The sequence below is a fragment of the Halomicrobium sp. HM KBTZ05 genome (assembly GCF_041530035.1).
Taxonomy (GTDB): Archaea; Halobacteriota; Halobacteria; order Halobacteriales; family Haloarculaceae; genus Halomicrobium.
On the sequence record NZ_CP168057.1, the window covers coordinates 1,627,475 to 1,646,154 of the forward strand.

The following is an 18,680-nucleotide window of genomic DNA, read 5'->3' on the forward strand; positions in this document are numbered from 1 at the left end:
TGTTATTCACAACCATGGAGGAGGCCTACGTTCGACTGCTCTGTCCCGAGTGCAAGAAAGACTGGGAGTCGACGCCGACCGCGCTCCCGAAACACGACGCCACGTACCACTGTCCGAACTGTCACGCCAGTCGGCGACTCGCGGAGTACACCAGAACCGACAGAGACCTGGAGACGCTGAAGGGACTACAGTAGCTACGGCCCGGCCGGTGACTGCGCGCCGCAGGCTTCACATCGCAGTACCGTCGCGCCCTGCTCGTCCTTGAGCTTCGTATCGGGGAGCCCACACTCCGGGCACAGCACGTAGGCGTCGGCGTAGGCGTCAAGCGCGTCGGCGATGCGTCGCTCCCGGAACTCACCAGTGAGCCTGGCCCGGCCACTCTCGTCGATGTGGCCACTCGTCCCGACCTCGTTCTGGAGGAACTGCATCACGTGTTCGTCCGCTCGCGAGAGCCGATCACAGACCGACTGGAAGTTCTCGAACACCGTCGCGTTCCCCTCCTGGCGGAGGTCCGGGTCGGGAATTTCGAACCGTTCGCCGTCGCCCTCGATCTCCGGCGTCTCCTCGATCGCCTGGTCGAGCATCTCGTCGTAGTCCATACTGTCACCCAGCACAGCGGCGACCAAAAATCTTTCACGCTCCGCCTGCACAGAGCGTAGACAGTGACTACACAGCGGTCAAGAGACAGTAGACACCGTATTCGTTTCGGCGAGAGCGGAGTACAATCCGTCTACTTCGGGATCGTAATTGAAAGGTGTGTGTTAACCACACTCAGAGTAGTACTATAACCCTTCGGTTTCTAGGTGTGGGTGACTATGAAGAAGCAGGAACTCATCCATCTCCACGGCCTGCTTGCACAGGTACAGAACCACTACGAACAAGAAACAGGGGACACAGTAGAACACGACAAGTACGTCGATCTCGGTGTCCAGCCGACCTCGATCCACAAGTCGAAGACGGACCACAAGGCCGCTGTATTTGCCCTCGCGAAGGGTATTACCTCCGAGATGAACGCCGAAGAGAAAGAACCCGTTTCTGCTGCTGCCGACTGAACTTCGCTCTCAGTCACCAGTCGCCGTCATCTACAAAATCGACGGATAGTGCGCTGTCGCGTGAGAGATACCGACGTTATTCGTTCATTAACTCGTCGAACTCGGGCAACACGTCGTCCGAATCCGACTCCGCGCCCGTCTCGCCAGTATCGGATTCAGCGTCGTTGCCTCCGTCGTCGGTCGTTTCCGCTGGGTCCTCGGCGTCGGAGTCGTCCGTCTCCTCGATCGCTTCGATCTGTAACACTTCCAGCGGGATGTTCTCGAGGCGCTGGCCGATCTCCTTGCGAGCGATCCGGGCGGCGTGTTCGTCGCGCTCGACGTTGAAGACGGTCATCTCCAGTTCGAGCGCGACCAGACTCTCGTCGGCAGCGATGAAGGCGGGTTCGAGTTCGTCGCCACAGTGAGGACACTGTCGTTCGCCCATGTTGATCTCGACGTAGTTGAGGTCCGGATTGAGCATCTCGCCGGTCTTCGAGATCGCGATCCGGACCGCCTCGTCTGGGGTTTCCACGTCGTAGACGGGCACAGCGGCCTCGACGACAACTCGACAATCCATACATGTCGATTCGACTGCCAGTATTAAGAAGGTTAGCCCGTCACGCTCTCGAAAACTAGAAACCGCCCAAGCCCCGACGACGAGTCGATGCAACGGGGCCAGATAGCGACCGCGAGCCTGTCCGGTGGCGTCGACCTCCAGTCGACGGTCGAGAGCGGCCAGTCGTACCTCTGGGACCGCTCTGACGGTCGGATGTACGAGCAGGACGGCGTACACGGCGGCTCGGCGTGGTACTGGACGACCGTCAGGGTCGACGGCCGAGCCCACGTGATCAGGGTTCGACAGCGAGACGGCAACCTCGAATGGGAGAGCGACATCGACGCGACGCCACACCTCCGGCGGCTGCTCCGGCTGGACGACGACCTCGAAGCGATCCGTTCGACGGTACCCGACGACGCCGTCGTCCAGGACGCGTACGACGAGTACTGGGGGATGCGTCTCGTCCGCGATCCGCCGTTCGGCTCGCTGATCTCCTTCATCTGCTCGGCACAGATGCGCGTGGGTCGCATCCACGGGATGCAACAGGCGCTGCGCGAGACGTACGGCGATCCGGTCACGTTCGACGGCGAGACCTACCACGCGTACCCGACGCCGGAACAGCTGGCAGCGACGACAGAGGAGGCGCTGCGGGACCTCGGGCTGGGCTACCGCGCGCCGTACGTCCTGCGGACCGCGACGATGGTCGCCGAGGGCAAGGCAGACCCGAAAGCAGCCCGCGAGATGGCCTACGAGGACGCTCGCGACCACCTCACCCAGTTCGTCGGCGTCGGAGACAAGGTCGCCGACTGCGTGTTACTGTTCTCGCTCGATTTCCTCGAAGCGGTCCCGCTGGACACCTGGATCAAGACGACCATCGAGGAGTACTTCCCGGCTGCCGATCGGGGCAACTACGCAGACACCTCGCGGGCAATCCGCGAGGCCCTCGGCGGCGAGTACGCCGGCTACGCGCAGACGTACGTCTTTCACTACCTCCGAAGCGGCGGCGACCAGGCGTGAACACGCTCTTGGGCCTCGGCGTAATCACACTCGACCATGTCCGACCGCACACGCGCACACGTGTTCGTCAGCGGCAAGGTACAGGGCGTCTTCTACCGCGCCAACACCCGCGAGACCGCGGGCGAGGCGGGCGTCGACGGCTGGGTGAAGAATCTCGACGACGGCCGCGTCGAAGCAGTTTTCGAGGGACCTGCGTCGGCCGTCGAGTCGATGGTCGAGTGGTGTCACGAGGGCAGTTCCAGGGCCCGCGTCGACGGCGTCGAGGTCGAGTACGAGGAGCCGGCGGGGATCGAGGGCTTCGAGATTCGGCGCTGATCTCGCGCCTTCGAGGTGGCAACGACGAGACCGCGAAGGCGCGGCTGGTGTGTCGACGCCGACGGCGTCCCCCACCGTTAGGGTGGTCGCGCGCCAAGACCCAGCCATGATCACCGGTTCGGAGATGGCAGTCGTCGACGAGAACGCGGCCGCGCTGGGCGTCCCTCGAAAACAGCTCATGGAGTCTTCGGGGAACGCGGTGGCTCGGGTGGTCGAAGGGATCGCAGACGAGGGTGCGTCGGTGCGGATCGTCGCCGGCCGTGGGAACAACGGCGGCGACGCGTTCGTCGCGGCCCGGTTTCTCGACGCATACGACCTGCACGTCTCGCTGCTGGGGCGGCCCGAGACGATCACGACGGAGATCGCACGTCAGAACTGGACGGCGCTTCGACGCGCCGACTACGAGACCGAGCAGGTCCGGGACGCCAGCCAGTTCGCGCTCGACGACCCCGACGTGATCGTCGACGCGATGCTCGGAACGGGGATCAGCGGCTCGCTCCGCGAGCCGGCGGCGACGGCGGCCACGCGCATAAACGACAGCGAGAGCACTGTCGTCTCCGTCGACGTGCCCTCGGGGATGGACGGCGACACCGGCTCGCTGGCGGAAGGTGCCGTCGAGGCCGACCGGGTCGTCACGTTCCACGACACGAAGCCCGGGCTGGACGAGCTCGATGCGACCGTCACCGTCGCGGACATCGGTATCCCCGACACCGCCGAGCTGTTCGTCGAGCGGGGCGACCTGCGTCGGCTCGACCGCGATCCGACGAGCCACAAGGGCGACAACGGCGAGGTGCTCGTCGTCGGCGGCGGCCCGTACACGGGCGCACCGGCACTGGCGGCACAGGCGGCGCTGCGAGCCGGCGGCGACCTCGTCAGGGTCGCCTGTCCCCGCGGCGTCGCCGACGCGGTACAGGGCTACAGCGAGAACCTCATCGTCAGACCGCTGGACGGCGCGACACTCGCGCCGTCACACGTCGACGAACTGATCGCCCTCGCAGACGCCAGCGACGCGGTCGTCCTCGGGCCGGGGCTCGGTGACGCGGAGCCGACACTCGACGCGGCCGCGGACTTCCTCGAACGGTACGACAGTCGCGCCGTCGTCGACGCCGACGCGCTGTCGGTCGTTCCGGAGGTCGAGACGGCGGCGGACCTGATCTGTACACCCCACCAGGGCGAGCTCCGGACGATGGGCGGCGAGACGGCAGACGAGTGGCGCGAGCGCGCGGAGCGCGTCGCCGACTTCGCCGCACAGATCGGTCAGACGATGCTGGTCAAGGGTGCCTACGACATCGTCTCCGACGGAACGCGCACCCGCGTCAACCGCACCGGCAACCCCGGCATGACCGTCGGCGGCAGCGGCGACGTGCTCGCTGGCGTGGTCGGCGCGCTGGCCGCGACGTGTGGGGGACACGACGCCGCGGCGATCGGCGCGTACGTCACCGGGCGAGCAGGCGACCTCGTCGCCGACGAGCAGGGCAACGGACTCGTGGCGACGGACCTGGTCGCGGCGCTCCCACGGGCGCTCTGGCAGGGAGAACAGTAGCGTTCCGACCTAGGCCGACGCTTCGACGAGTTCGCCGGCCTTGGCGCGTGACTGCTCGACGACGGCCGGCCGGCCCTCGAACTCGACGATCACCTGATCGCCGTAGTCGACGTTGTCGACCTGTGCGTGGTCGTGAATCCAGGAGACGAGACTCATCGTCTCGTCGGTCATCGGCAAGACGAGGCGTTCGCGCTCGTAGTCCGGCAGTTCGTCGTGGATCCGGTCGAGCAACGCGTCGACGTTTGCGCCCTCTTTCGCGCTGACGGCGATGGGGTTGGGAGCCAGTCCCGAGAGCGCCGCGCGTTTGCGCTCGATCTCCGCGTCGTCGACCGTGTCCGTCTTGTTGAGGACGGTGACGATCGGCGCTTCGTTGCGCTCGTACAGCGTGTCGTGGCTCGTGACCAGCTTCTCGCGGATCTCCTCGATGGGTTCGCTCACGTCGACGACGAGCAACACCAGGTCGGCGCGATAGACGGCGTCCAGCGTCGACTTGAACGACTCGACGAGCCAGTGGGGGAGATCCGAGATGAAGCCGACGGTGTCGGTCACCAGCACGTCCCGTTGGTCCATGTCTGCACGGCGGGTCGTCGTCCCGAGAGTCGTGAACAGCCGGTCTTCGCTCTCGGCGGTCGGATCGAGATCTGGGTGTAGCTCCTCGTTCTCGTCGACGTCGACGTCGTCGGCCACGCGACGCAACAGCGTCGACTTGCCGGCGTTCGTGTAGCCCGCCAGCGCGACGAGGTCGAAACCGGACTCGCGGCGCTGTTCGCGGCGGTGTTGCTCGGTCTCCTCGATGGACGCCAGCTCGTCGCGTATCCGCGAAATCTGCTTTTTGATGTCCTCTTCGCGGCTCTCGTCGTACTCGCCAAGCCCCATGAACCCGGGTCGCTCGTCGCGCTTGGCGAGGCTAGCCTTCGCCTCGGCCCGGGGCAGCTCGTAGCGCAGTTCTGCCAGTTCGACCTGGAGCTGTGCCTTGCGTGTCTGGGCGCGCTGGCCGAAGATCTCCAGGATGAGCCGGAAGCGGTCGACGACCTGGACGCCGTCGGGAAGCTCGTTGCCGATGTTGTACGTCTGGTAGGGTCCCAGCTCGTTGTCGAATATCACGGCCGTCGCGCCCTCGCGGGCGACGACGTTCGCGAGGCGTGTGACCTTCCCCTCTCCGAGGTGGTAGGCGGGATCTTCCGTCCGCGTCTGTGTCACCTCGCCGACGGCCTCGTAGCCGGCGGCTCTCGCGAGGTCGGTGATCTCCTCGGTGTCTGCAGTGCCCGAGTCGACGCGCTTGGCGATGACCGCTCGCTCCGCTGTGGTACTAGCCGTCACTCGTCGCTTCCTACGTCGCCCGATTATTTAGTCTGCGGGGTACTCACACGATCCGCCGGCCACAGCAGCCACAGCGACGGCTATCGACGGTATCGGGCAGCCAGCGTGCCGTTCCGACGGGCAGTAGCCGCTGCTTACTTCGATTCGGCCGGCCGATCCTGAGGGCACAAGACCCTTAACGGATCACGGTGAGAGTACGGATATGATAGAGTTGCCGTTGCAGCTAGAGCTTCCCGGCCTCCAGCAGGTCGGCCTCGAAGTCGGCGGCGGTGCCGTGATCGGGGGCGTCATCGGCTTCGCGGCCAAGAAGGTCGCGAAGCTCATCGCGATCCTCGTCGGTATCGAGCTGGCACTGTTCAAGTTCCTGGAGACCCGTGGCATCCTCGAAGTGAACTGGAGCGCCATCAGCGGCACCGCTGGAAACGTCTCGTCTGCGGCCGGTGAGACGGCGGGCGCACAGCCGCCGGGATGGGTCATGAGCCTCCTCTCGGCCCTGCCCGTGAGCGCCGGCTTCACCGGCGGCTTCCTCGTGGGCTTCCGGAAAGGATAGCGCGGGTACGAATCATTCTCGCCGCAGTCGAGTAATTGCGGTCTGACCCGACACTCGTCCGAGAGCGACGGGCTACTCTCCGGCTGGGATCTCGGTCGGTGCGACCACGAAAGACACTCCTGGGTCGCTCACCGAATCGAGATTTCGTCTTCGTCCTTGACGATCTGGGTCTCGGCCTCGCCGCTCGTGTGCTCGTTGACCACGTCGTAGAACTCGTTTTGCATCCCCGCAGGGAAGGTGATGACGCCGATCCAGGAGCCGTCTGCCTGCCACTCTTCGCGTTCGAGGTCGCCGAACTGCCGGATGCGAGACTGGGCGGCACCGGCGTAGTCCGCGGGGACCTGGACCGCGACGGTCACCTCGTCGAACCGGATCGGGATTACCGGTCGGAGCGCGTCCAGCGCGTCGTCGACCTGATTGTCGACGGGCTCCATCGGATCGACCCTGAAGTCCGTCTCTTCGAGGGCCGACTCGATGCGGTCCGGCGGGTGCGGTGCGTCGTCCATCTGGGGGTTGACGGCGTTGCGTGTGATCTGCTGGATCAGCTGTCGGTGTTTCTGTTCTTGCATCTCGCGGCGCTGATCGGCCGTGATCTGGATCTCCCCCTGCTTGATCACCTCCGGGATGATCTCCAGTGGCTCCGTCGTGTCGAACACCTCTGTCAGGGAGTTTTCCGGCGGACGGTCGCCACGAGAGGCGTCCTCGAACACGTCCTCGGCGGCGATGACGTCTTCGAGTTCTCCGTCGAACTCGTCGCGTTTGATCGCCAGCGCGGCGTCGGGGTCGACGAGCACTTCGAACCGCTGGCCGTGGGATTCGAGTCTCGCCGTCACCGCTTCGTCAAGTGATATCATACCCGACGCTACTGGGGCCCGGTTCAAAGACCTTTCCACGACGGCAGCGAAAACCGACTGCGGACGCGGTGGTAGGTTACTCTTCGAGGTCCTCGTCGTCGGCGAGGAGGTCTCGCTCGGTGAGGTGTGTCTCCGTCTCCTCGTCCGAGAGCGTGCGGAACTGTTCGGTCTCGGCGTCGACCGTCGCGAGACCGACCGCTTCGGGTGCGAGCGCGTCGTCGTTGACCGAGGCCAGTGTTTCGAGAGCGAGTCCGATCGCGCCGTCGAGGGCCAGCGTCTCCGAGTAGTGTTCTTCGAGGTAGGCCCGCGTGTCGGCCCTGTCGGCACCGACCGCGAGCGCCTTCCACTCGTAGGGCGTTCCCGAGGGGTCGGTCTCGTACAGCCTGGGTTCGCCGTCGGCGACCCCGGCGATGATCAGCGCGACGCCGAACGGACGCGCGCCACCGACCTGCGTGTATCGCTGGATGTGGTCGGTGATCTCCTTGGTCAGCGTCTCCACGCCGATCCGTTCCTCGTAGCGGAGTTGGTTGATCTGTGCCCGTCGCCGGGCGAGATCGATCAGCTGGCGGGCGTCCGCGACGTGGCCGGCGCTGGCGATCCCGATGTGGTCGTCGGCCTTGTGGATCTTCTCGACCGACGATCGCTCCATGAGCGGCGAGCGGATCCGCTTGTCGACGGCGAGCACGACGCCACCGCTGGTCCTGACGCCGATGCTCGCGGTGCCGCGCTTGACTGCTTCGCGCGCGTACTCGACCTGGTAGAGTCGCCCGTCGGGCGAGAAGATGGTGCTGCCGCGGTCGTAGGCCTGCTGTTGGTTTTGTCCCTGCATAGTTACTGGAGATCGAGGTCGGTCGCGCCCGAAAATCCGTCGTCGGTGGCAACGTCGACACGGCCGTCACGGACGACTGCCGTCCGCTCGTCGCCGTCGAACGCGACCTGTCTCTGTGCGGACGATTCCGATGCGCGTCGTATATATTTTTCCTCACACGCACGGACGGTGCCGCTCGTGCCACGGACCCGGACGCCGACCGGGTCGTCGTCGATCGTCGACAGCGAGGCGATCACGGCACGTGCGCTGTCGGTCCGGCCGCGCCGCGTCCGGACGAGCGCGCTCCCCAGGCCGTCCTCGAACGCGAACCGGAGCACGGTGAGATCGAGGTCGGCACTGCCGGCGTCGCCCACGAGGTTCTGTGCGGCGTACCAGAGTTCCCGCTGGAGGGCGCGGCGACCGAAGTCGGCGTCGGGCCAGCTCTCGATTTCGACCCCGAGGTAGCGCCACCGGGGCTGTAGGTGTTTGGGGAGGTGTTTCATCCGTCAGGACTGGTCGACGGCCTCGGCGTCGGGCACTCGCTCGCCGACGAGGACGCCCACCTGTCCGTGGACCATCTCGACGGCCGTCAGTGCGAAGCCGGCGTCGGTGAACGCGTCCGCGAGGACGCCGACGGTGGCCGGATCGTCGACCGACGGATCGTAAAAGGGGATCGACGGGTCGGGCTCGTCGAAGAACATCACGTCACCGAGGACGAACCGCCGCGGTTCGAGCGCCGCGATGGCGTCGATGGCCTCGCGCTTTGCCTCGTCGTCGAGGTGGTGCATGGCGAAGTTCGAGGTGACGATGTCGACTTCTCCCTCGACCGAGGGCTCCCGGAATCGTCCTTCGCCGAAGGAGACGTTGTCGATGCCACGCTCCGTGGCCTTCGTCCGTGCCTGTTCGAGCATTCCCTCGCTGATGTCCCGACCCACGACTTGGGCTGCCGCGTCAGCCAGCGGCAGCGCGATCGCACCGGTTCCGGTGCCGAGGTCGAGCACCACGTCGTCGGCCGAGGGGGCAGCGTGGCGAACGACGAGGTCGGCACACTCGCGGTACTCCTCGGAGTCCTGGCTCTCGTCGTAGTCGGCGGCGTGGTCGGAGAATCGGTCGGCGTGTTCGTCGATCGATCGTTTCATGGGCGTCGTTGGTCGGCAGGCCCAAATACACTGTCGAAATCTCGCCCCGCTGGACCCCGGCCGTCACCGGATCGTCGAGCCGACTTTGCTCGCGCTCGTGGACTCGTCGACCTGCGAGCGCTCTGCCTTCGAGATCGGATTCCGGAAGAGGAGGTACACCGCCGCGAGCACCGACAGAGACGTGTGTACCACCGGGATCACCGACGGACTCGACAGCGACGGGAACCCGAACAGGACGACGGCGACGAACGCGAGAAAGCCGAGATAGCGAGCCCAGCGCTGGCCCGAAACGAACGCGCCCGTGGTCAACAACAGCAAGACGCCGACCGCCGTCCCGACCGGCACCGAGTCGGCCAGTACCATCGCTGCTGTCGTCTCGGTACCACCCAGCAACGCCAGCATCGCACCGACGACGAACCCTGTACCCAGTACCGCTGCGACGCCCGAGAGGACGTACGCGTCGAACGACTTGACAGTCTCCCCCATGAGTGTTAGGAAAACAACCATACATCATAAATCCACCGCAACGACCCTGTATCAATCCGCATCGCCGTCCGAGAGCGGGAAGGCTGGCGGCGTGTCGACCTATTCGGTTGCTGTCGTACAGTCGCGTTCGGAGGGGCGGTTGCCGTCTCCAGATCTCGACGAGGCCCAGTGGCTCACTCGTCGTCGAGCCAGACACCGGGTTCGACGAACGCGTCCGACTGTCGGCGGCGGTTCCGTTCGATCAACGCGGCCCACTCTCTGAGTCCCGTCTCGATCTGGTCCGGCGAAAAGCCGATGGTCTCGCCCAGCGCGATCAGGTCCCGCGGCGCTCTGAGTTGGAGGTGACTGTGTGGGTCCCCGCTGACGACGTAGGGAACGTCGTAGTGTTCGACGAGTTCGCGCAGTTTCCGCAGCGACTGGATGTGACGGACCCGCGTCCCACCGGTCTCGTGGAGCACGTCGTGCAGCGAGAATTCGAGGCGAACACCGTTGTCGGCGGCGGCCTTCGCCAGTACGTGGTTCACGTCGCCGTCGCCCCGCGTCGGATGGGCGAGGACGTCGACGGTGGGCTGCTCGACGGCGAAACGGTTGATCGCGACGGAATCGCCGTGGACCGCGACGATGGTCTTGGACGACCGGTGGTTCCCGACGAGACCGCTGGCCCGGGACGGATCAGACGCCCGGACCTCGATCCCCTCGACGACGGCCACGTCGTACTCGTCGGCGATCGCCTCGGCGTCGAACGTCGCCGCGCAGTCGCCGTGGTTCCTGACGACGATCCCGTCGTAGCCATACTGGCTGGCCGTCTGGGCCATCCTGGCGACCGTACTCTGCCCGTCCGGACGGGCGTGGACGGCCGCGTACATCACAGCTCCGAGAGGGCGTCCTGAGCGTTCTCGATGGCCGTCTCGCGTTTGGCGGGGTAGGCTTCGACCTTCGCGCGCAGCGTGATCCCGTCGCCTCGCTCGACGCTGTTCCCGAACGCCGCCTGTTTGTCGAAGGTGAGGAAGAACGAACAGTTGTCGTCGACGCGGTCGTCCAGCTCTTCGAGCACCGCTTCGAGGTCGTCGACCGCCGCGACCTGCGTGAGGACGTGGCGGATGTCGTCCGCGTTCTCGACCCGCGCCGAGAGGACGACGATTCGGTCGCCGTAGTGGCCTTCCGACTCGGCCCGCTCCAGTTCGGTCTCCTCGGGGAGATACGTCTGTAGCGCCTCTGCGACCCGCTTTTCGTCTTCGGTCGCGTAGGCGAACGCCCGCAGGTCGACGTAGTGAAACGGGACCGACGACATCCCGGCCTACTCCTCGACCGCTTCGAGCGAGTCCTCGGGGATGCCCTGCTCCTGGCCGTCCTCGAACGAGATCGTGTAGTTCGCGTCACCGAACATCGTCTCGACGACCTGCGTGATCGTCCCTTCCTCGCCGTCGTACTCGCTGTGCTTGTCGTGCAACACGACAGTGTCGTCTTCTTCGAATGCCATACCTCGCCGTAGTCGACCGGCCCGCAAAAAGGGACTGATTTTCCCTTCGCCCTCGAACACTTATGACAGTACCCGCTCTATTGGCGGGCATGATCGCGTTCGCCACTCGTCGTCGTTCGTGGCGCTCTCGGGCCACGGACCCGTCTCCACGGTGCCCGCCGTCGACACTGCCGGCGTCGGATCGGGCTCGGACACGTGGGTCAGGATCGGAGAGCGATTGTCGCGGCCGTCCCTGTCACAGACGGGTATGACGGCCGTCGACAATCTGTGGTACCTGGCAGACCAGGCCCGCCAGCAGGCCGAGCAGACCCGCCACCAGTTCGCCTCGAACTACGAGGACTACAGCACCTTCTCGCGCCACCGGACTGTCTCGCGACCGCGGTTCAAGACCGTCGCCGAACGGACCCGCGAGAACGGACTGCCCTACGGAGTCCACACCGTCGTCACGAACGACGCCGGAGAGGTGCTGCTCGTGCGCCACGACGACGTGGACATGTGGGTGCTGCCGGGCGGACAGGTCGACGGAACGGAGTCGTTCCGCGAGGCTGCCAGCCGCGAACTACGCGAGGAAGCCGGCATCGAGGCGACCGACGAGGGGCTCGCGATTCTCGCACGCGCCGAGTTCCACTGTGCGGAGTACGACACCTGGGGCGTCCTCCCGATGTTCCAGGGTCGCGCAGTGGAGACGGAGTTGACCGTCGACGACCCCGACGGCGAGATCTCCGACGCCGGGTGGTTCGACGAACTGCCCGAGGACACGCGAGACCGGGAGCAGTTGCGTGAGTGGCGCGAGAAACAGGCCTAGCTGTCCGGACCGAACGACTTCCCGTCGCGCTCGTCGGCGTCGAGTCGGCGCAGCGTCGCCCGGGCGTTGCTCGCGTCGTAGCCAAAGAGCACGCTCTCTCCGTACTCGCTTGCGACCTCCGCCGCTTTCAGGAGGTCGTCGATGTCCACGTCGACGGCGTACAGTTCGAGACTGAACGGCGTCGAGAGCCGGTCGACGAACCCCTGGGCGATAATTTCGAGCCAGTAGGTCGTCGTGTAGGCCATGTCGTAGACGGGCACGACGAACTCGTCGACGTAGGCTTCGAGCGCCTCGACGTCGATTCCGGCCCGCCGCGAGAGGTGGCCGGGGTACGGATCGGGGTAGAGCGTGAGATACAGGTCGCCGGGGACGCGCTCGCGGGCGTCGGCGACGAACGAGGTGATGACGCTGTCGCGCCACTCGGCCCACTCGTCGTAGTCGCTGGCTTCGAAGCGACGTTCACACCGATCACAGTGGCAGTACTCGTCGCGGGGAAAGCCGACGTCGTCCAGACGCAGATCCTCGCTCTCGGCGGCGGCGTCCTCGATCAGTTCCAGCAGCCCCTCCCGATATCGGTCGTGGGTGGGACAGACGTACGACCAGTCGAAGTACGGTCGGTCCCGCGTCGCCTCGTTGCCCTCGTCGTCGACCGGCAGCAGCTCCGGCGACTCCTCGGCGGCGTTGTCGCCGAAACACGACACCATGTTCACGGCGTCGGCGACCGGCTCGGCCGCACGGCCGGTCACGTCTTTGACCTCGTAGAATCCGCGGTCGAACTCGGACCACGACAGTTCCTCCTCGTTCCTGGTGACGACGCCGTACATGTCCGTCGCTACGACCTGGACCGGGTAAGTGACTTCGGAAAAGGAACGCCCGCCGGTCGGAGCAGAGACCGGGTGGGACGACGGTTGACGTGCGATTCGGACACCCGTCAGTTACTTCTTGACGAAGTAGACGAGGGCCAGGGCGGCTGCTGCAACCAGAAGTACGGCTTTCTTCGACATCGCTCGTCTGTTCGATGTCCGGCGGTAAAATCTTTCCCCATCACCGCGTCGAATCGATCACTCCGACGGCCCGACGCAGTGCGAACGACGGCGTCACTCTCCCCAGTAGTAGCGGGGTGCGAGCGAGAGGTACGCCACGGCGGCGACCAGCAGGACGCGAGGGAACACCCGCTGGAAAGCGCCGGGATCGACGATCGCACCCGCCTGGACGAGTCCCAGGACCAGCGCGTCCCGAGCGCGGAGTTTGGGGTAGCCCACCGGCGCGATCATGAGCACCGAGAGGACGACCGTTCCGGCCAGCAACACCGGCACGGGAGCGACGCCAGCGAGGTAGGCCGCCGCGAGAATCGTCGCTGCCAGCGTGTTCTGGATGCCCGGCCGCTGTTCGCCCTCGTCGACGTAGACGGTGTAGAACGCGGTTCGGACGACCGAGAAGACGACGAACGACGACGCGAGGACGACGAGCCCGAGGCGAAACAGCGTGTCCGTCTCGCCCAGCGGGCCGTAGGCCTCGCGGGCGACGCCGTGGACGAACAGTGCCGGCGTCGCACCGAACGAGACCACGTCGGTGATCGAATCCAGCAGCGGTCCGACCTCCGTGTTCCCGGCGAAGCGGGCGACGATCCCGTCGAGCGCGTCGGCGATCGCGGCCAGCAGGATCAGTCGCGCCGCCAGCGCCGGATCGCTGTAGGCGACGACCGCGGCGGCGAACCCGATCACGGCGTTGACCAGCGTCACGGTGTCGGCGACCCCGAGTCGTCGTCGCACTGCGAGACCCATACCGGGACGTGTGCGAGGGGGTACATCAACGGTCCGGAACGCGGCGGGGACCGCGGAATCCCAGAAGGCATATACGCGTCGCAGGGAACCAATCCACGAACGCAGATTCAGCGTCGCTGGTACCGTGAACCCCACTATCGCACTCGAATGCATCGACTGTGGCCGCGTGTTCGTCCCGGCAGACGAGCGACTCGTCTGTCCGGACCACGACGGGGTCGGCGGCATCCTCGACGTGCAGTACGACCAGTCCGGTGCTCGCGAGGCGGTCGCGGACGGCGTCGGAGAAGGGATCGACGACCTCTGGAAGTACGCCCCGCTGTTGCCGACGGACGGGCACGCGGTCGATCTCGGCGCGGGCGGAACGCCGCTGCTCGACGCGCCGACGCTCTCGCGGGAACTCGGCGTCACCGTCCGGCTCAAAGACGAACGCGGCAATCCGACGGGATCGATCAAAGACCGGGCCAGCGCCGTCCTGACGAGTCGCGCACTGGCCGGCGACGAGTCGGTACTGACCTGTGCGTCGACGGGCAACGCCGCGGCGTCGCTGGCGGGGTACGCCGCCCGGACGGGCCTGAAGTGCTGTATCTTCGTCCCGGCAGACGTGCCCGAGGGCAAGGCCGTCCAGCCGCTCGTCTACGGTGCCGACGTGTACGCCGTCGACGGCGACTACGACGACGCCTTCTCGCTGTGTCGCCGCGTCGCAGCGAACCGCGAGTGGTACGACTGCAGCGCCGCAGTCAACCCCTACGCCGTCGAGGGACTCCGGACCGTCGGCCACGAACTGGCCGAGCAGAGCCGAGCCTCGGTGCCCGACTGGATCGTCTATCCGATGGGCAACGGCTGCGGGCTGGCGGCGACCTGGAAGGGGTTCCGCGAGTTCGCGGAGTTGGGCATCGTCGAGGAGTGTCCGCGCTTGCTGGGCGTACAGGCCGAGGGCGCAACCGCCATCCACGACCGCTTTACCGGCGAGCGGGCACGGGCCGGCGGCGAGACGCAGGCCGACAGCATCGACGTGGGCCACCCACACAACGCACAGAAGGCGTGTCGCGCGCTCGAAGACAGCGGCGGAGCCACCGTCGTCGTCTCCGATCGAGAGATTCTGGACGCCGAGCGCACGCTGGGCCAGACCGAGGGCATCTACGCCGAGCCCGCGAGCGCCGCGACGCTCGCGGGCCTCGAATCCGCGGTCGAGGCGGGGGTCGTCGCCCCAGGAGACAGCGCCACGCTCGTCGTCACCGGGACCGGGCTGAAAGACACCGCCAGCGCGCGCGACCTCGTCGACGGCGTCGATCACGTCCCCGACACGCCGGCCGCCGTCCCGGACCCCGAGTAGTCACTCCGCTGGGACTGTCTGGTCGACGTAGAACCGCGCGGCGGTGACGGTCGTTCCCACGACGAGCACGAGGAGTTGCCACCCCGACCGCACGACGGGGAACACACGGTCGACGGGCTCGGCCGTGTCGCCGCCGTCCGGGTTCGGGTCGATGCCCGTGCTCACGTTGACGTCCCGAGAAGTCCCCCGAGCGACCGTCTCGCTACTGCTCGCGTCGCCGCCCCGCTCGGAACCGAGATCGACGAACGTCTGGACGATTCCCCGCCGACTGGAGAGTTCTATCTTCCCGTCGATCACGTAGAACTGGTCGTGGAGCGGCCAGAACGGGTTCGCTCCACCGGCGGAGAACAGATCCAGCCCGATCGCCGCACCGGCGTACGCCACGATCGTCACCCAGGTGATGCGCACGCCACGAGGGCCCCAGCGCCGCCGTACCCACGATCCCCCACCTCGGCGGAGATCGACCAGCAGGACGACGGCCGCCGTGATCGGGACCAGCAGCGTGTGAAACGCCGTCCGATGGCCCACGACCGAGACCAGACCGACGAACGAGTCCAGATCCGCGGCGATCATTGCCCCGAAGAGGATCAGCACCGACCGCCGGTCGAACGCCGTCCCGAGCAGTGCCGCTCCGATGAGGCCCGCGACCGCCATGTGTACGACTGTCGACGGCATACACCGGTGTTTGGTCTCAGTGACCGATACTGTTTGGGGGCGGCGAGAACGGGGGCGGAATACACTTAAGCGTCGGGACGAATCAACGACCAGAAACGAGGGCTGGGTCCCCTCGGGGTGGTGCAGGCCCGGCGGCCTGTGCCGGCAGTGCGGTCGGTGGTGACACGACGTGCGCAGCGAAAACGACACACAGGGACTCGACGACCGGCGACTCCGCGTCGAGCCCGGAACGCAAGTACTGGTCTCGATGCCGTCGATGCAGCGGTCGCTCTCGCTGTTGCCGAGGGGCGTCACGGGCAACGTCGTGCTCGTCTCGTCGACGCCACCGGCGACCGTCGAACGCCGGCTTCGAGAACGCGGCCTGGCCGTCGAGAGGGTCGGGCTGGTGCCGGTCACCGGTTCCGAGCCCGAATACGACGGACCGCTGTGGACGAGCGAGCCGATCGTCCCGGACGATCTGACCGGCCTCAGTATGCGATTCACGAGCGCGCTCGGTGCGCTCGACGCCGGTCACGGGTGGGTCCTGTTCGACGCGCTCGACGTACTGGCGATGTACGCCCATCAGGACCGAGTGTGTCGCTTCTTCGATCACGTCACCACGGCGGCCCGCGACCGGACTCTCCGGGGCGTCTACACGATCACCGGCGACGCGCTCGACGACCAGCTGGCCGACAGCTTCGCGCGCAGCGTCGACCGCGTCGTCGACGCGCGGTGAGGTGTTCGCCCGCGAGGGGATCAGACGAGTGGCCGACGACAGGCGGTCGTGTGGCCGCCGCGTCAGACACCTACCAACAATTAAGGTGCCGGCCACCCTCCGGAGCCATATGGATCGGGATAGCGTTCCCCAGGAAATCACGACGCTCGTGGGTCGCGAGGTGTACACGAACACCGGCGTCTTCGTCGGTGAAGTCGAAGACATCCGGCTCGACCTCGACCGCCAGAGCGTGACCGGACTCGCGCTGCACGAACTGAACCGCGAACTGTTCTCGGCGAAGGCAAACCAGGCGCGCGGCGTCATCGTCCCCTACCGCTGGGTCCAGGCCGTCGGCGACGTCGTCGTGGTCAACGACATCGTCGAGCGACTCCAAGCGGGCAACGAACCCGCCGACGAAGAGGAAGAAGACGAAGTTACCGCCTAGAGAATCGACGCGGCGACCGCCACCAGACGCCCGTCAGTTCCCGTTCGAACTCTCGCTGTCGACGCCCATCCCTTCGAACAGTTTGCTCCGGACGGCTTCTTCGGTGAGTGCCAGCAGCGTGTCGCGGTTGTCCTCGCTGGTCTCGATGCCGGTGAAGATGCCCAGCGGAATCTCGACGCTGGCGTCCGTCGAGTGGCCCGCGGTGTCGCCGATCTCGCCGAACGCGTCGTCGAGTACCTTGCCGATGTTCATCCGGATGTCCTTGGAACGTGCCGCCAGGTAGATCGTGTCGTCGGCGATCGCGAACACCGCCGTCGTCGTGATCCCTTCGAGGTTGAGGAGGTGCTGGGCCGCCTGTGACAGAGCGTCGCGATCGCGGATGAACCCCGCGTTCGAGACCAGATGCGAGCCCTTGACCTCGCGGTTGCGGATCGCCTCCGCGAGCACGTCCAGCGTCTCCGGGGACATCGACGGCGACTCGACCTGTTCGAGCGTGTCGTGGTCGGCGAACGGATAGAGGTACGCCGCCGCCGTGAGATCTGCCGGCGTCGTATCGCGCTTGAAGTCGAGCGTCTCCGCCCGAATCCCGTAGAGCAGCGCCGTCGCGACCTCCTGCTGGAGACTCAGTTCCAGTTCCTGGATGTACTTCGTCAGGATCGTCGAGGTCGCGGAGACGTTGGGTCGAATGTCCTCGAAGGTCGCGTCGTGCGCGTGGTCGTGCTCGTAGTGGTCGATGATGAGATCGACCTGTTCGACCGTCGGGTCGCCGCCTTTGGCGGTGTCGACGAGCGCGAACGTATCGTAGTCGTCGAGGTCGACGTCGTCGCGCGAGACCAGGTCGATCCCGAGCAGGTTGACGAACGCCCGGTTCTCCTGGTGGCCGATCTCGCCCTCGTAGATGATGTCCGCCTCCACGTCGAGACTCTGGGCGATCGTCCGCAGCGCCGCCGCACTGGCGATCGAGTCCGGATCCGGCGAGCGGTGGATGAGGATCGCCATCCGCTGGTCGGTGTCCTCGATGACCTCGGCGAGCTGGCTCGCCTTGTACTCCAGTTCGCCCGTTTCGAGAGCCCGCATCGCCGAGTCGGCGATCACGGTCGAGGGGTTGATCACCACGTCCGCCCCGACCTCGCTGAGGTCGTCAGCCGAGACCGGGTCGTCGGCCCGGGCGACGATGAACTGCTCGCCGTCGTCGGCCCGGATGTTCCGGACCGCAGCGGCGTTAGCTTCGACGTCGGACGAGAGGATCAACACGACGTCTCTGTCGCTCAGCGTCTGGCTGATTTCTTCGTCCGCGATGTCGCCCACCTGGGCGTTGAGGTCCTGGTCGCGCAGTGCTTCGACCCGTCCCTCGTCGCGGTCGAGGATCAGCACGTCCTTGCCCTCGTCGACCAGTTCCTCCGCAACGGCATGGCCCACGCTCCCACACCCGAGAATAGCGTACTTCGACATAGAGGCCATGGTGATCCCGCTGGCTGTACTCATTTGTGTGTATACGAGTCGGATCGAAGCCTCTTATATCAACTGTCTCCGGTGGCGGCGGGATGTGGAACCCCTGCACGGCGGCGTCGAAAGGAAACCTATTTTACTCGCCCCGCTAACGTTCGAATGCACTGGGCCGGTAGCTCAGTCTGGCAGAGCGACGGCCTCTTAAGCCGTCGGTCGAGGGTTCAAATCCCTTCCGGCCCGCTTCTTGTGTTTCGAACGAACGTGAGAAGCCAAGAGCTTCGCGGATGGATTTGAAGCAGGGAAGAGCTTCGCTCTGACCGAGGTTCAAATCCCTTCCGGCCCGCTTTGCTGTTGCGAACGAACGTGATACTACCGGCTGTAAATCTGTGACCGATT

25 protein-coding genes and 1 tRNA gene are annotated in these 18,680 nt (G+C 66.1%); 11 read left to right on the forward strand and 15 right to left on the reverse strand.

Annotation, left to right across the window (positions count from 1 at the left end; all coding sequences use genetic code 11):
• Positions 1–14: 14 nt before the first annotated feature.
• Positions 15–194 carry a hypothetical protein gene (locus ACAH01_RS08465; RefSeq protein ID WP_015763363.1) on the forward strand — a complete coding sequence of 60 codons (180 nt, stop codon included), beginning with the start codon at positions 15–17 and terminating at the stop codon, positions 192–194.
• Here the strand turns inward: ACAH01_RS08465 and ACAH01_RS08470 are convergent, their stop codons facing one another.
• Positions 195–599, reverse strand: a complete 405-nt coding sequence (locus ACAH01_RS08470; protein WP_170094416.1) for a translation initiation factor IF-2 subunit beta — start codon at positions 597–599, stop codon at positions 195–197. It lies immediately after the preceding gene.
• Between the two features lie 216 nt (positions 600–815).
• Between ACAH01_RS08470 and ACAH01_RS08475 the strand changes: the two genes are divergently transcribed.
• Positions 816–1,052 carry a UPF0058 family protein gene (locus ACAH01_RS08475; protein WP_015763361.1) on the forward strand — a complete coding sequence of 79 codons (237 nt, stop codon included), beginning with the start codon at positions 816–818 and terminating at the stop codon, positions 1,050–1,052.
• A gap of 76 nt (positions 1,053–1,128) precedes the next feature.
• On the opposite strand, the gene ACAH01_RS08480 is transcribed toward ACAH01_RS08475, so the two are convergent.
• A complete protein-coding gene (locus tag ACAH01_RS08480; RefSeq protein ID WP_372478891.1) occupies positions 1,129–1,608 on the reverse strand; it encodes a DUF555 domain-containing protein in 480 nt (159 codons plus the stop codon).
• Between the two features lie 87 nt (positions 1,609–1,695).
• Here ACAH01_RS08480 and ACAH01_RS08485 point away from each other — a divergent pair, with 87 nt between their 5' ends.
• The 3 genes from ACAH01_RS08485 (at position 1,696) to ACAH01_RS08495 (ending at position 4,462) form a co-directional block, all read left to right on the forward strand.
• Positions 1,696–2,604 carry a DNA-3-methyladenine glycosylase gene (locus ACAH01_RS08485; RefSeq protein ID WP_372478892.1) on the forward strand — a complete coding sequence of 303 codons (909 nt, stop codon included), beginning with the start codon at positions 1,696–1,698 and terminating at the stop codon, positions 2,602–2,604.
• A 36-nt stretch (positions 2,605–2,640) separates the two neighbouring features.
• Positions 2,641–2,919: an acylphosphatase gene (locus ACAH01_RS08490; protein WP_372478893.1), complete on the forward strand. Its 279-nt coding sequence runs from the start codon at positions 2,641–2,643 to the stop codon at positions 2,917–2,919.
• Positions 2,920–3,025: 106 nt separating this feature from the next.
• Positions 3,026–4,462 (forward strand): NAD(P)H-hydrate dehydratase, encoded by a 1,437-nt coding sequence (locus ACAH01_RS08495; protein ID WP_372478894.1) that lies wholly within the window; start codon positions 3,026–3,028, stop codon positions 4,460–4,462.
• Between the two features lie 9 nt (positions 4,463–4,471).
• Here ACAH01_RS08495 and hflX read toward each other — a convergent pair whose 3' ends face one another.
• Positions 4,472–5,782, reverse strand: coding sequence for a GTPase HflX (gene hflX, locus ACAH01_RS08500; protein ID WP_170094411.1), 1,311 nt, complete (start codon positions 5,780–5,782; stop codon positions 4,472–4,474).
• A 202-nt stretch (positions 5,783–5,984) separates the two neighbouring features.
• Between hflX and ACAH01_RS08505 the strand changes: the two genes are divergently transcribed.
• Entirely contained in the window at positions 5,985–6,332 is a 348-nt protein-coding gene (locus tag ACAH01_RS08505; protein WP_015763355.1) for an FUN14 domain-containing protein, read from the forward strand.
• A gap of 128 nt (positions 6,333–6,460) precedes the next feature.
• Here the strand turns inward: ACAH01_RS08505 and ACAH01_RS08510 are convergent, their stop codons facing one another.
• The 8 genes from ACAH01_RS08510 to ACAH01_RS08545 all read right to left on the reverse strand — a co-directional run bounded on the left by ACAH01_RS08510 (position 6,461) and on the right by ACAH01_RS08545 (position 11,099).
• Positions 6,461–7,186, reverse strand: coding sequence for a ribosome assembly factor SBDS (locus ACAH01_RS08510; RefSeq protein ID WP_015763354.1), 726 nt, complete (start codon positions 7,184–7,186; stop codon positions 6,461–6,463).
• A gap of 76 nt (positions 7,187–7,262) precedes the next feature.
• Entirely contained in the window at positions 7,263–8,015 is a 753-nt protein-coding gene (gene psmA, locus ACAH01_RS08515; RefSeq protein ID WP_372478895.1) for an archaeal proteasome endopeptidase complex subunit alpha, read from the reverse strand.
• 2 nt (positions 8,016–8,017) lie between these two features.
• On the reverse strand, positions 8,018–8,497 hold the full coding sequence (locus tag ACAH01_RS08520; RefSeq protein ID WP_372478896.1) for an Rpp14/Pop5 family protein: 480 nt from the start codon (positions 8,495–8,497) through the stop codon (positions 8,018–8,020).
• 3 nt (positions 8,498–8,500) lie between these two features.
• Positions 8,501–9,133, reverse strand: a complete 633-nt coding sequence (locus ACAH01_RS08525) for a class I SAM-dependent methyltransferase (RefSeq protein WP_372478897.1) — start codon at positions 9,131–9,133, stop codon at positions 8,501–8,503.
• A gap of 63 nt (positions 9,134–9,196) precedes the next feature.
• Positions 9,197–9,619 carry a hypothetical protein gene (locus ACAH01_RS08530; RefSeq protein ID WP_240936970.1) on the reverse strand — a complete coding sequence of 141 codons (423 nt, stop codon included), beginning with the start codon at positions 9,617–9,619 and terminating at the stop codon, positions 9,197–9,199.
• A gap of 173 nt (positions 9,620–9,792) precedes the next feature.
• A complete protein-coding gene (locus tag ACAH01_RS08535) occupies positions 9,793–10,485 on the reverse strand; it encodes an RNase P subunit p30 family protein (protein ID WP_372478898.1) in 693 nt (230 codons plus the stop codon).
• A complete protein-coding gene (locus ACAH01_RS08540) occupies positions 10,485–10,910 on the reverse strand; it encodes an RNA-binding protein (protein WP_153553510.1) in 426 nt (141 codons plus the stop codon). The genes ACAH01_RS08535 and ACAH01_RS08540 overlap by 1 nt, the downstream gene beginning before the upstream one ends.
• A 6-nt stretch (positions 10,911–10,916) precedes the next feature.
• On the reverse strand, positions 10,917–11,099 hold the full coding sequence (locus ACAH01_RS08545) for a hypothetical protein (RefSeq protein ID WP_015763347.1): 183 nt from the start codon (positions 11,097–11,099) through the stop codon (positions 10,917–10,919).
• 247 nt (positions 11,100–11,346) lie between these two features.
• Here ACAH01_RS08545 and ACAH01_RS08550 point away from each other — a divergent pair, with 247 nt between their 5' ends.
• Positions 11,347–11,904, forward strand: coding sequence for an NUDIX domain-containing protein (locus ACAH01_RS08550; protein WP_372478899.1), 558 nt, complete (start codon positions 11,347–11,349; stop codon positions 11,902–11,904).
• Here ACAH01_RS08550 and ACAH01_RS08555 read toward each other — a convergent pair.
• The gene (locus tag ACAH01_RS08555; protein WP_372478900.1) at positions 11,901–12,728 is read right to left on the reverse strand and encodes a hypothetical protein; all 828 of its coding nucleotides are present in this window, start codon (positions 12,726–12,728) and stop codon (positions 11,901–11,903) included. The two genes, ACAH01_RS08550 and ACAH01_RS08555, sit on opposite strands and share 4 nt — an antisense overlap.
• Before the next feature lie 273 nt (positions 12,729–13,001).
• On the reverse strand, positions 13,002–13,688 hold the full coding sequence (locus ACAH01_RS08560; RefSeq protein WP_170094404.1) for a protein sorting system archaetidylserine synthase: 687 nt from the start codon (positions 13,686–13,688) through the stop codon (positions 13,002–13,004).
• Between the two features lie 124 nt (positions 13,689–13,812).
• Here ACAH01_RS08560 and thrC point away from each other — a divergent pair, with 124 nt between their 5' ends.
• Entirely contained in the window at positions 13,813–15,021 is a 1,209-nt protein-coding gene (thrC, locus tag ACAH01_RS08565) for a threonine synthase (RefSeq protein ID WP_372478901.1), read from the forward strand.
• Here the strand turns inward: thrC and ACAH01_RS08570 are convergent, their stop codons facing one another.
• Complete coding sequence (locus tag ACAH01_RS08570) at positions 15,022–15,696, reverse strand: metal-dependent hydrolase (RefSeq protein WP_372478902.1); 675 nt, start codon at positions 15,694–15,696, stop codon at positions 15,022–15,024.
• Between the two features lie 169 nt (positions 15,697–15,865).
• Between ACAH01_RS08570 and ACAH01_RS08575 the strand changes: the two genes are divergently transcribed.
• On the forward strand, positions 15,866–16,411 hold the full coding sequence (locus ACAH01_RS08575; RefSeq protein ID WP_170094402.1) for a hypothetical protein: 546 nt from the start codon (positions 15,866–15,868) through the stop codon (positions 16,409–16,411).
• 109 nt (positions 16,412–16,520) lie between these two features.
• Positions 16,521–16,835 carry a PRC-barrel domain-containing protein gene (locus ACAH01_RS08580; RefSeq protein WP_170094401.1) on the forward strand — a complete coding sequence of 105 codons (315 nt, stop codon included), beginning with the start codon at positions 16,521–16,523 and terminating at the stop codon, positions 16,833–16,835.
• Positions 16,836–16,868: 33 nt separating this feature from the next.
• Here the strand turns inward: ACAH01_RS08580 and ACAH01_RS08585 are convergent, their stop codons facing one another.
• Complete coding sequence (locus ACAH01_RS08585; protein ID WP_372478903.1) at positions 16,869–18,320, reverse strand: DHH family phosphoesterase; 1,452 nt, start codon at positions 18,318–18,320, stop codon at positions 16,869–16,871.
• A gap of 130 nt (positions 18,321–18,450) precedes the next feature.
• Between ACAH01_RS08585 and ACAH01_RS08590 the strand changes: the two genes are divergently transcribed.
• Positions 18,451–18,524: transfer RNA gene (locus tag ACAH01_RS08590), tRNA-Lys, on the forward strand.
• The last annotated feature ends 156 nt before the right edge of the window (positions 18,525–18,680 follow it).